Raw genomic sequence first — 13,487 nt, forward strand, 5'->3', positions numbered from 1 at the left:
AAAATCAATTATATTAAATAATATAATTGATTTTTTAAAAGTTAAAATTTTTTAGATATTTGTTTAGTCCATTGTTTAATACGCAAGGAAGTTAAATGAGATTGTCTATCTTCATCTATAGTTAATCCTAAAAAAAAATCTTTATTTTTTAAACTTTTAGTATTTTCAAAATAATAGCCTAAAGTAGGCCAATATCCTATTATTTTTGCTTTATTTTTTTTAATAATTTTATAAATTAAACTAATTGCATCACAAAAATAATCTCCATAATCTTCTTGATCACCACATCCAAATAAAGCTACAATTTTATTTTGAAAGTTTATTGTTCTTAAAGTAGGAAAAAAATCATCCCAATCACATTGAGCTTCACCATAATACCAAGTTGATATACCAAATAAAAGTATTGGAAAATTTTCAATATCTTTTTTACTACTTTTAGAAATATCAAAAATTTTAGTATTAAAGTTAACTAATTCTTTTTGAATTTTTAATGCAACGTTTTCTGTATGACCTGTATCACTACCAAAAAAAATACCTATTTTAGACATATGAATTATTTACCTTAAATAATTTTATTTCAAACAAAAATTAAATATTTTATTTATGACTATATTAGTTTTTTCAATATGTAAAAAATGACCAGCAGAAATATTATATATTTTAGCTAATGGAAATTGATTAAATAATTTTTCATAATATATATGATTAATATAAAGTGATTTTTCTCCTTTTAAAAATAATGATTCTCCTAACCATGAAGGTATTGTTTCCCATTTTAATATTGTATTATATTCATTACTTAATATAGGTAAATTAAATTTCCATTCACCATTAGAAAAAGAATTTAAAAGAAATTTAATTATATGTTTTTTTTTTATATAAAAACTCATTATTTCAAAAGCTTTTATTTTAGTAAATATTTTTAATTTATTAATTTTATTTAATATAAAAAAAATATTTTTATTATTAAAATAATAATGAACAGGAGCTATATCAAGAATAATAATTTTTTTTATGTAATTAGGAATTAATTTAGTCATAATCATAGCAATTTTACCACCCATAGAATGTCCTATAATAATAATATTTTTTTTAATACCAATATATTTAAGTGTATCTAAAATATCTTGAGCCATCATTATATAATCCATACTATTATTAGTAGGAGATAAACCATGATTTCTTACATCAATCTCAATAATTTTGTATTTTAATTTTTTATTTAAAATTTTAGCAATATAATGTAGACTACATATATTACCAAATAATCCGTGAATTGTAATAATAGTTCTATGTATTTTGGGATTAAAATTATTTATAGGAATAATGGAGTAATTTAGAATCATATTATAATTTATTCTATTTAAATTAAAATTTTAAAATATATAAGATATATTAAAATATATATTATTTTAAAAATAAATAAATATTTATATATTAATTATATTAAGTTATTATTAAATATAAAAATATTAAAATTTATTAAAATATTATTTAATTCACATAATAAAACGTATAATTAAAAAAATAATATTTTTTATGAAAAACATAAATCCTACTAAAACAATTTCTTGGAAAATATTAGCAGAACACTTTCAAGAAATGAAAAAAATAACACTTACTGATTTATTTAAAAAAGATAAAAAAAGATTCTCTAAATTTTCTATCAATTTTGAAAACGAAATTCTTTTTGATTTTTCAAAGAATATAATTAATGAAGAAACAATTAAAAATTTAATTAATTTAGCTAAAGAAACTGATTATAATAATGCTATTAATTCTATGTTCTATGGTGAAGATATTAATATAACAGAAAAAAAACCAGTTTTACATATTGCATTACGTAATCAATATAGCACAAGTACTTTTTTAAATAATGAAAATATATATAACAATATAATTATTAATTTAAAAAAAATCAAACAGATTTCTGATGATATAATTTCAGGAAAATGGAAAGGATATCAAAATCATACAATAAAAAATATTATAAATATAGGTATTGGAGGATCTAATTTAGGTCCATTAATGGTAACAGAAGCACTAAAATCTTATAAAAATCATTTAAAATTATATTTTATATCAAATATTGACAGTAATCAATTACTAGATGTTTTAAAAAAAATTAAACCAGAAAATAGTTTATTTATTATTTCTTCTAAAACTTTTACTACTCAAGAAACTATTTCTAATGCAAAAAGTGTAAAAGAATGGTTTATAGAAAATACTTTTAATATAAATTTTAATGATAATGTAGCAAAACATTTTATTGCTGTAACAGCTAATATTAATTATGCACAAAAATTTGGAATAAATAAGGATAATATATTACCATTATATGATTGGATAGGTGGTCGTTTTTCTTTATGGTCGTCTATAGGTTTGCCAATATCATTATCTCTTGGTTTTAATAATTTTCAAAAGTTATTAAAAGGTGCAGAGAAAATGGATAATCATTTTTTTTATAACCCTATTAGATATAATATGCCTATTATCATGTCTTTAATAAGTATTTGGTATAATAATTTTTGGAAATCAGAAACAGAAGCAGTAATACTTTATGATTATTATATGAGGTATTTTCCAAAATATTTACAACAATTAAATATGGAATCTAATGGTAAATCTATAGATAGAAATGGTAAAATAATAAGTTATCAAACTAGTCCAATTATATGGGGTGATATAGGTACTAATAGTCAACATTCATTTTTTCAAATGTTACATCAAGGTACAAAATTTATTCCATGTGATTTTATAGCACCAATACTTACTCATAATTATTTAAATAATTATCATAACAAATTAATATCTAATTATATAGCACAAACACAAGCATTAGCTTTTGGTAATAAAAATGATATTAGTATAAATATAGAAAATAATATATATAAATTATGTTCAGGTAATCATCCTAGCAATTCAATTTTTTTAAGAGAAATAACACCACATAATTTAGGATCATTAATTGCTTTATATGAACATAAAATTTTTATGCAAGGAGTAATTTTAAATATTTTTTCTTTTGATCAATGGGGAGTTGAATTAGGAAAAAAAATGGCTAATTTATTAATATCAGATTTAGATAATATTAAAAAAACAACTAATTATGATAGTTCAACTAATGGATTAATAAATTTTTATAAATCATTTAATAAATTAAATTAATCTTATATTTATTTAAAATAAAAACTTTAAAATAAATTAAATTTTTATAAAAATTTATCTATATCATAAAAATATAATATTAATGATTTTTTAAAAAAAATTAAAGAATTTTTTTTAAAAAACTATTAAAAATTTTTAAACTATTTAATAATATTATATTTTTATATATAAAAATATAATATTATTGAGAATTAAATTTATTAATAATCTTTTTAAAAATTAATTTATTTTTATTAAAATATTATCAATTCTAATTTAGAATTTTAGTTTAATGATTTTATATATATAATTTTATTCAAAATTCTAATTTTTTTAAAATTTTTATTTAAAACTTTAGATAATTCAATTGTAGAATATAAAGAAAATAATTTTATATTACCAATATAATGACTATTAATTTCTCCTTCATTAATCATAGCTCCAACAATATGACGAATTTCAACGCCATCTTTTTTGCCAATATTTATTCTATATAATTTCATATCTTTATTTTTATTTCTATATTTTTTTTTATATATAATATTTTTATTTTTTAATTTACTATTAAATTTAATAAATCTTGATTGTTTATTATAAAATATCTTTTTTTGAGTAAAGATAGGATCAGGAGGCACAATTAAAGGTCTGAGACCTTGTGCAATTTTTAATAAAGCTATTGATAATTTTTCTTGATCTAAATTATTTTTAGATTGTAATTTAGATAAAATTATTTTATATTTATCTAAATCATTAGATTCTAATTGTTTATTTATTTTTATACCAAATTTTATTAGTCTTTTTTCTGTTAATAACCTAGCATTAGGTAAAGATACTTCTGAAATATGAAATTTTATTTTATGTTCAATATTTCTTAAAAATCTTTTTTCTCTATTTTCTACAAACATTAAAGCTTTCCCTGTTCTTCCAGCACGTCCAGTTCTTCCTATACGATGTACATAAGATTCTACATCTATTGGAATATCATAATTGATAACTAAAGATATTCTTTCTACATCTAATCCTCTTGCAGCAATATCAGTAGCAATTAAAATATCTAAATTACCATTTTTAAATTTATCTAATGTTTGTTCTCTAATTTTTTGATTCATATCTCCATTTAAAGCTGCACTATTATAACCAGAATTTTTTAGTATTTCAGAAACTTCAATAGTTGCATATTTAGTACGTACAAAAATTAACGCTGCATCAAAATCTTCAGTTTCAAGAAATTTTTTAAGAGCATCTATTTTCCTTCCATAAACAGTCCAATAATTTTGATTAATGTCTGGTATAGTATTAATATTTGATGCTATTTTAACTTCATGAGGATTATTCATGAATTTTTTTGTAATGTTTTTAATTTGTATTGGCATAGTTGCAGAAAATAATGCAATTTGATATCCTTTAGGTATAATAGATATTATATACTCTACATCTTCAATGAAACCCATTCTCAACATTTCATCTGCTTCATCTAAAACCAAACTTTTTAAATTTGATAAATTTACAGTACCTCTTTTTATATGATCTAATAAACGTCCAGGAGTAGCAACAATTATTTGTGGTCCCAATCTTAATCCTCTTAATTGAATACTGTATGATTGGCCTCCATACAACACTAATACATGTACTCCAATCATAAATTTACTAAATAAAGATATAGCTTTTGACACTTGCATTGCTAGCTCTCTAGTAGGAGCTAAAATCAAAATTTGAGTATTTTTATTAGATACATTAATATTATGTAATAATGGTAAAGAAAAAGCTGCTGTTTTACCACTTCCAGTTTGTGCTATTCCTAATACATCTTTTTTAAAAAGTAAAGGAGGAATACATTCTTTTTGTATAGGAGATGGTTTAATATATCCTATTGTATTTAATGCTTTTAAGAGATAATTATTTAAACCCAGTTTAGCGAAAGTAATTTCAACATTAGTCATGTAATACACATGCCTCTTAAATTTATAATATAAAAAAAATATAAATAAAAACTATTTTTTTAATAAATAATGAAAAATAAATTATTTTGTAAAAATATATTAATTTATAAAATAACAATTTTTATATTCAAAATAATAAAATTGAAAATATAATTTGTAATTATGTTATTAAAAATAAAAACATAATCACAAATATTTCAAATTATTAATATAAAATTAAATGATAATATAATTATTATTGATTTAAATAATAATTATTTAAATAATAATTATTATTAAATAATTATTATTATCTATTATAAATAATAATTTTATAAATTATTATTTTAATATTAGATTTTTTCTGTAGCTGCTTTCATACTTAATCTTATACGTCCTTGTCTATCAATTTCCATAACTTTTACAAAAACTTTTTGCGATAATTTTAAATAATCGCTAATTTTAGTAACATGTTTATTGGTAATTTGTGATATATGAACTAATCCTTCTTTACCATTACCTATAGCAATAAAAGCACCAAAATCTACAATACGTATTACTTTACCATTATAAATTTTACCTACTTCTATATCTGCTGTAATTTCTTTTATACGACGAATAGCAAATTGAATTTGTGAATTATTTTTAGCAGCTATTTTAATAATACCACTATCTTCAATTTCTATAATTGTATCTGTTTCTTCAGTTAAAGCTCTAATCACAGATCCTCCCTTACCTATCATATCTTTAATTTTTTCTGGATTAATTTTTACAGTATGTATTCTAGGGGCAAATTCTGATATATTTTTTTTAGGTAAGGAAATTACTTGTTTCATAATTTCTAAAATATGTAATCTAGCTATTTTAGCTTTAATTAATGCTAATTTAATTATTTCATAGGTAACACCAGCAATTTTAATATCCATTTGTAGTGCTGTAATTCCTTCATATGTTCCAGCAACTTTAAAATCCATATCTCCTAAATGATCTTCATCACCTAATATATCTGATAATATAATAAAATTATTTTTATTTTTAAATAATCCCATAGATATACCAGCAACTGCATTTTTTATAGGTATTCCTGCATCCATCATTGCTAATGATGCACCACATACTGATGCCATAGAAGAAGATCCATTAGATTCTGTTATTTCTGATACAACTCTTATTGTATAAGGAAATTCTTCTATATTTGGCATAACTGGAATTATTGCTTTTTTAGCTAAATGTCCATGACCAATTTCACGTCTTTTAGGCGATCCTAATATTCCAATTTCACCTACAGCATAAGAAGGAAAATTATAGTGAAAAATAAAATTATTTGTTCTATCTCCTAGTAAATCATCTAAAATTTGTGCATCTCTTGTTGTTCCTAAAGTAGCACTAACTAAAGATTGTGTTTCACCTCTTGTAAATAAAGCAGAACCATGAGTACGAGGTAATATTCCTGTACGTACATCTAAATCACGAATCATATCATGTTTTCGTCCATCAATACGTAAATCATCATTAAATAATTTCTTTTTAAGAATATCTCTTTCTAATTCATAAAAAACTCCATTAATATGATTATTAGAAATATTATTGTATTCAGTTTGTATTAATGTATTTATATTTAATTTAATTGAATTAATTTCATTAATTCTATTTTTCTTTTCTTTAATAGAATAAGCATTTTTTAAAGATTTTTTAGAAAGAAAAATAATTTTTTTTTCTATTTCTTTATCAATTTTAGTAAATTTACATTCAAAATGCTTTTTATTATTTTTATCTATAAATTTTTGAATATTATTTATTAATATTTGTTGTTTATTATGTCCAAATATTATTGCATTTAATATTTGATCTTCATTTAATGAAGAAGCTTGAGCTTCAACCATTAAAATTTCATTTTTAGTAACACTAACAACTAAATCTAATTGACTATGTTTCATATTTTCTGTAGTAGGGTTTAAAACATATTGATTATTAATATATCCAACTCTTGAACTACCAAGAAGTCCATTAAATGGTATACCAGATAAAGATAAAACAACTGATGTACCAATAATAGCTACTATATCAGGGTAAATAGATGGATCTACAGACATAACAGTCGCAGTAATCTGAACTTCATTGAAAAAATTTTTTACAAATAACGGTCTTATAGATCTGTCAATTAAACGAGAAGTTAATATTTCTCCTTCACTTTGTCTGCCTTCTCTTCTAAAAAAAGAACCTGGAATACGTCCAGCTGCATATGATCTTTCTTGATAATTTACAGATAATGGAAAAAAATCTTGATCTGATTTTATATTTTCATTTACCATTAAAGTAACAAAAACAGTTGTATCATCAATACTTATCATTACTGCAGAAGTAGCTTGTCGTGCTATCATTCCTGTTTCAATAGTTACAATATTATTACCATATTGAAATCTATGAATAATTGGATTTAACAAAATAAATATCCTTAAAAATAATTTTTTATTATAGATATAAAAATTTTAATTTAAAAAAATATTAATAATTATTAATAAATTATTTATTTTCTTAAGCTTAAATTTTCAATTAATAAGTTATACTTGATTAAATTCTTTTTTTTAAAATAATCTAACAATTTTCTTCTATGTGAAATCATATTTAAAAGTCCATGACGACTATGATGATCTTTTTTATGTATTAAAAAATGTTTTTGTAAATAGTTAATTTTAAATGTTAATAAAGCTATTTGTATTTTCGTTGATCCTTTATCATTATGATGATTTCCATATTTTTTAATAATTTTTATCTTTTTTTCTTTATTTAAAGACATAACCTAACTCCATTAAATTATTTATAAATGAATAACTATTCATATTAAAATTAATTTTTAATATTCATTAATTTATATTTTATTATGTAATTGTTATTATCAATTTTACAAATTCCTAAAAATCTATATTTATTATAAATACGAAAAATATTATTATTATTAATATTAATATTTATTTTCATTTTTTTACCATTTTTAAGATTATCAATTAAATTTTCAGATAATATTAACTTTGGAAAATTATTTAATATATAATCTGTAGGTAATAATAATTTATCTAATAATAAAATATTATTACAATTTTTTATTAAATTATCTAATATTCCTATTGTAACAATATTTTTATTAAAAATAGTAAAATGAGATATTTTAATTCTACGTAATGTAACTACATGTGCTCCACAATTTAATTGATCTCCTATATTATCAATAATAGTACGAATATAAGTTCCTTTAGAACAATGTATTTTTAATTTTATCTCATTTGATTTAAAAGAAATCAATTGTAACTGATAAATAGTTACCTCACGTTCATTTAATGATATATTAATTCCAGCTCTAGCATATTTATAAAGAGGAATACCTTTATATTTTATTGCAGAATACATAGTTGGAATTTGTTTTATTTTTCCTCGAAATAAAGATAAAACATCTTCTAATTTTTTTTGAGAAAATTTAATTTTTTTTTTTTTATAATAATACCATCTTTATCAGCAGTATTTGTTTTTTCACCTAATCGAGCTTTAACAATATATATTTTATCCGAATTAATTAAATAACTTGTAAATTTAGTTGTTTCTCCTAAACATATAGGAAGCAACCCACTAGCTAATGGATCTAAAGTTCCTGTATGTCCTGCTTTTTTAGCTTTATATATATATTTTATATATTGGAGAATTTTATTTGATGTATATCCTATAGGTTTATCTAATAATAATAAACCATTAATATGGCGTTTGTTTATAACTTTTTTCATATTGTAAAAAATCTAAATATATTATATTTTTTGCATATTAATATTATTAATAATATTAATAATATGTCTTCCTTTTTCTAAAGAAAAATCAGGAAGAAATATTAATTTTGGTATATTACGTAATATTATTTTTTTTTTCAAAATGTATCTAATATAACCTGTAATATTATTTAAGTAATAAATTGTTTTTTTAAAATTATTATTTATTTCATCTCTATATGGTAACATTATAAATATCTTTGCAAAAGACAAATCTTTTGATATTAATAAATCGGTAATAGTTATAAATTTATTTATACGAGGATCAGAAATATTTTGTTGTAAAATATCAGATATTTTTTTTTTTAGTTCTTTAGAAATTCTTGATTGACGATATAGATATTCTATCATTATTTATATTACCTTTATTATAATATTTAATTAACTATTTTATTTAACTTCAATGTTTTCATATGCCTCTATATTATCTCCTATACAAATATCATTATAATGTTTAATACTAATACCACACTCCATTCCATTACGAACTTCATTTACATTATCTTTAAATCTTTTTAAAGATTCTAATATCCCTTTATGGATAATATTATTATTTCTTATTAAATGTATTAAATTATGACGTTTAATTATTCCTTTTGACACAGTGCATCCTGCAATTACTCCAATTTTTGTAATTTTAAAAACATTTTTTACTTTTGCTGATCCTAATAATTTATATTTATATTCAGGAGATAAAATATTATTTATAGATTTTTGTATTTCATCAATTAAATTATAAATTATAGAAAAATATCTGATATTTATATTTTCTGTTTTAATTATATTACAAGCACTATTATTAGCTTTTACATTAAAACCAATAATCATAACATTATTTGATGTCGCTAGTGCTAAAGCAACATCTGTTTCAGTAATTGAACCTACACCTGAACTAATAATTTTTATGTTTATTTTATCATTAGATAAATTTATTAATATATCTTTAATAACTTCTACTGTTCCTTGTGAATTTCCTTTCAATAATATATTTAATTCACAAATTTTATTTTTATCTAATTCTAAAAAAATATTTTTAAATTTTTTTTGTTGATTAGCTATTTTAAATTCACGTGATTTATTTTTTCTATATATAGCAACTTCTTTAGCTTTTTTCTCATTTTGAACTACTATTAAAGTTTCTCCTGCAAAAGGCATACCAGATAAACCTAAAATTTCTATAGGAGTCGAAGGACCAGCTTGTAATACTTCTATTCCTTTTTCATTACGTAGTCCTCTTATACGTCCATATTCAAAACCACATAATACAATATCACCTTTATTTAAAATACCTTCTCTAACTAAGATATTAGCTATAGATCCTCTTCCTTTATCTAAATAAGATTCAATAACTACACCTTTGGCCATACCCTTATTAATAGCTTTTAATTCTAAAATTTCTGCTTGTAATAAAATAGCATTTAATAAATCATCAATTCCTGTTCCTAATCTTGCAGAAATATTAATAAATATATTATTACCACCCCATGATTCAGAGATAATATTATGTTTACTTAATTGATTTTTAATATTTTCGATATTTGATGTAGTTTTATCTATTTTATTAATAGCAATAATTATTGGAACTTGAGCTAATTTAGCATGTTGAATAGCTTCTATAGTTTGTGGCATAACACCATCATCAGCTGCTACTACCAAAATTATAATATCTGTAATTTGTGTTCCTCTTGATCTCATTAAGGTAAAAGCAGAATGTCCAGGAGTATCTATAAATGTAATATTTTTATTATTTTTTAATTGGACTTGATAAGCTCCTATATTTTGTGTTATACCTCCAATTTCATTAGAAACTATTTTACTAGAACGAATATAATCTAATAAAGAAGTTTTTCCATGATCTACATGTCCCATAATAGTAACTATAGGAGCTCTAGTAATTGGTATTTCATTTATATTATTACGATCATTAATTAATGAAGTTTCTAAATCATTTTCATTATGTAATATAACTTTATGACCCATTTTTTCTGCTATTAATTTAGCAGTTTTTTGATTTAAAAATTGGTTAATATCTAATGATTTTTCTCCTATGTCTATCATAGTTTTTATAATTTGTGAACTTTTAACAGCCATCTTATTAGCTAATTTTATTATGCTAATAGTTTCATTAATAATAACATCTCGATTTATATTTTTAGTAGGTTTATAAAAATTTTGATATAAAATATGAGAATTATTTTTATTTTTAGTAATATTTCTAATATTAGAATAAATTTTTTGATTTTCTTTATCTATCTTATTGTTTTTATAAAATTTTTTTTTACGAGTAATTTTATTACTTTGCATATGATAATTTAAATTTTTATTTTTTTCATTTGAATTTTGTTTATTATAAGAATTTTTTACAAAAGAATATTTTCTATTATTTATTTTAAACTTATTTTCTATTTTGTTATTTATTGTATTATTTTTTTTATGTTGAATGTTATTTTGAAAATTTATTTTATTTTTTTTTTGTATATCAATTTTTGATATTTGTTGTTTTTTTTCTATTATCAAGTTATTTTTTTTATCAATAGATTTAATTTCTTTGTTTTCAATAATATTTTTTATATTACTCTCAGCATGAGCTGCCATTTTAGTATTTTTTAAGAAATATTTTTTTTTACGTATTTCAACTTTTACAGTTTTATTTTGACCTTTATTATTTTGTATATTTAAAATACTATGTGTTTTTTTTCGTAAAGTTAATTTTTTAATAAATTTATTTTCTATATTATTTAAATATAAAAGTAACTTTTCTTGTTCTTTTTGATTTATAAAATCGTTTTCTAACTTAATAATACCAATATCATAAAATTTTTGAATTAAATCTTTTACTGACATTTGAATTTCAACAGCTAAAGATTTTACAGTTATATTATTAACTATCATGCTGTTTACTCCTCTATTTAAAAAAGTAATTTAGTTATACATTATTTTTTTTATTAAACCAACAAATATTACGAGCAGACATAATTATTTTCCCTGCTTGTTCTTTTTTTAAACTATTTATATCAGATAAATCTTCAATACTTTGTTCAGCTAAATCTTCTATAGAGAGTATTCCTTTAACCTTTAATAAAATAGCTAATTTTTTATTCATTCCTTCAATATTTAATAAATTTTTATCTAACTGTTTATTATATTGTATATTATTTATTAAAGATAAATTTTGTAAATTATATTTAGCTAATTCTTGTATTTTTTTCAATTTATCTATAGATAAATTAAACTTATTAGTTAATTTATATAATTCATTAATAGGTATATATGTTAATTCTTCTATAGTAGAAAAACCTGATGCAACTAATTGCATAGCTAAATTTTTATCAATTTTTAAATTTTTTATAAACATATTTACAATAGCATTATTTTCTTCTTTATGTTTGTTTTGTAATTCATTATTAGTCATAACATTTAATTCCCAGCCGCTTAATTGTGAAGCTAAACGAATATTTTGACCATTACGACCAATAGCTTTTGCCAGATTTTCCTCTTCTACAGCAATATCAATGGCATGATTATCTTCATCCACTACTATTGATGATACATCAGCTGGAGACATAGCATTAATAACAAATTGAGCTGGATTTTGATCCCATAAAACAATATCAATTCTTTCTCCATTTAATTCATTAGATATAGCTTGTACTCTAGCACCTCTCATTCCAACACATGCACCTACAGGATCTATACGTTTATCATTAGTTTTTACTGCTATTTTTGCTCTATAACCAGGATCTCTTGCCGCAGCTATAATTTCAATTAATCCTTCATTTATTTCAGGAACTTCAATTTTAAATAATTCAATTAACATTTTAATTTTTGATCTACTAATAAATAGTTGAGGGCCACGTAATACTACTTTTATAGAAAAAAGAAGACCTTTAATTCTATCTCCAATTCTAAAATTTTCTCTAGGTAACATATCTTCACGTAAAATAGTAGCTTCTACATTATTACCTAAATCTAAAATTAGATAAGTTTTATTTGTTTTTTTTACAATACCATTTAAAATTTTTCCTTCTTTTTTTCTAAATTGTTCAATAGTTACAGCTTTTTCTGCTTCTCTAACTTTATGTACGATAACTTGTTTAGCAATTTGTGTAGTTATTCGATTAAAATCAATAGAAGTAATTTTATCATAGATATAATCTCCTATATTTAACGAATTATCTTCAATACGTGCTGCATCCAATGTAATTTCTTTAGTAGGATAATGAACTTCTTTTACAATTAACCATTTTCTAAATGTTTGAAAACTTCCATTTTTTCGATTAATATTTACATATACTTCTATATCTTGTTCATATTTTTTTTTTGTTGCACTTGTTAATGCACTTTCTATTGCTTCAAATATTTTTTCACGAGGTAAAGATTTTTCATTAGAAACTGCTTCAACTACAGCTAATATTTCTTTGTTCATCCTAGTTATCCTCAAACCTAAAATTTTATATAATAGAGAACTAGATTAGCTTGATTAAAATATCATTGATCTAATTAATAATACTATTAATTATTAAAAAAATTATTTTAATGATAAATATTAATTTTTTATGAAATTTAATTTTAAATAATTAAACTTATTTTATTTACAAGTATATATAAA

At 20.8% G+C, this 13,487-nt stretch carries 10 protein-coding genes and 1 pseudogene; 1 reads left to right on the forward strand and 10 read right to left on the reverse strand.

Translation table 11 applies throughout. The features are described 5' to 3' along the window. Positions 1 to 41 precede the first annotated feature (41 nt). Together fldA and GJT80_RS01640 are read right to left on the reverse strand one after the other, a co-directional pair. Complete coding sequence (fldA, locus tag GJT80_RS01635) at positions 42 to 548, reverse strand: flavodoxin FldA (protein ID WP_168867648.1); 507 nt, start codon at positions 546 to 548, stop codon at positions 42 to 44. Positions 549 to 572: 24 nt separating this feature from the next. Beyond that, a complete protein-coding gene (locus tag GJT80_RS01640; RefSeq protein ID WP_168867649.1) occupies positions 573 to 1,346 on the reverse strand; it encodes an alpha/beta fold hydrolase in 774 nt (257 codons plus the stop codon). Positions 1,347 to 1,539: 193 nt separating this feature from the next. On the opposite strand from GJT80_RS01640, the gene pgi reads away from it, so the two are divergent. Beyond that, positions 1,540 to 3,168, forward strand: coding sequence for a glucose-6-phosphate isomerase (gene pgi / locus GJT80_RS01645; protein ID WP_168867650.1), 1,629 nt, complete (start codon positions 1,540 to 1,542; stop codon positions 3,166 to 3,168). A gap of 263 nt (positions 3,169 to 3,431) precedes the next feature. On the opposite strand, the gene GJT80_RS01650 is transcribed toward pgi, so the two are convergent. The 8 genes and pseudogenes from GJT80_RS01650 to nusA form a co-directional block, all read right to left on the reverse strand. Then, positions 3,432 to 5,087, reverse strand: a complete 1,656-nt coding sequence (locus GJT80_RS01650) for a DEAD/DEAH box helicase (protein WP_168867651.1) — start codon at positions 5,085 to 5,087, stop codon at positions 3,432 to 3,434. Positions 5,088 to 5,419: 332 nt separating this feature from the next. Continuing rightward, a complete protein-coding gene (gene pnp, locus GJT80_RS01655) occupies positions 5,420 to 7,510 on the reverse strand; it encodes a polyribonucleotide nucleotidyltransferase (protein WP_168867652.1) in 2,091 nt (696 codons plus the stop codon). Between the two features lie 83 nt (positions 7,511 to 7,593). Then, complete coding sequence (gene rpsO / locus GJT80_RS01660; protein ID WP_168867653.1) at positions 7,594 to 7,863, reverse strand: 30S ribosomal protein S15; 270 nt, start codon at positions 7,861 to 7,863, stop codon at positions 7,594 to 7,596. A 50-nt stretch (positions 7,864 to 7,913) separates the two neighbouring features. Beyond that, on the reverse strand, positions 7,914 to 8,045 hold the full coding sequence (locus tag GJT80_RS02550) for a hypothetical protein (protein ID WP_425482262.1): 132 nt from the start codon (positions 8,043 to 8,045) through the stop codon (positions 7,914 to 7,916). A 123-nt stretch (positions 8,046 to 8,168) separates the two neighbouring features. Beyond that, positions 8,169 to 8,839: pseudogene (gene truB / locus GJT80_RS02555) on the reverse strand (tRNA pseudouridine(55) synthase TruB); the annotation flags it as partial. A gap of 21 nt (positions 8,840 to 8,860) precedes the next feature. Next, positions 8,861 to 9,229 (reverse strand): 30S ribosome-binding factor RbfA, encoded by a 369-nt coding sequence (gene rbfA, locus GJT80_RS01670; protein ID WP_168867654.1) that lies wholly within the window; start codon positions 9,227 to 9,229, stop codon positions 8,861 to 8,863. 39 nt (positions 9,230 to 9,268) lie between these two features. Continuing rightward, positions 9,269 to 11,770, reverse strand: coding sequence for a translation initiation factor IF-2 (gene infB / locus GJT80_RS01675; protein WP_168867655.1), 2,502 nt, complete (start codon positions 11,768 to 11,770; stop codon positions 9,269 to 9,271). A 34-nt stretch (positions 11,771 to 11,804) separates the two neighbouring features. Beyond that, positions 11,805 to 13,304 carry a transcription termination factor NusA gene (gene nusA, locus GJT80_RS01680; protein WP_168867656.1) on the reverse strand — a complete coding sequence of 500 codons (1,500 nt, stop codon included), beginning with the start codon at positions 13,302 to 13,304 and terminating at the stop codon, positions 11,805 to 11,807. Positions 13,305 to 13,487: the final 183 nt, after the last annotated feature.

Source organism: Enterobacteriaceae endosymbiont of Plateumaris braccata, from assembly GCF_012563325.1.
Lineage (GTDB): Bacteria > Pseudomonadota > Gammaproteobacteria > Enterobacterales > Enterobacteriaceae.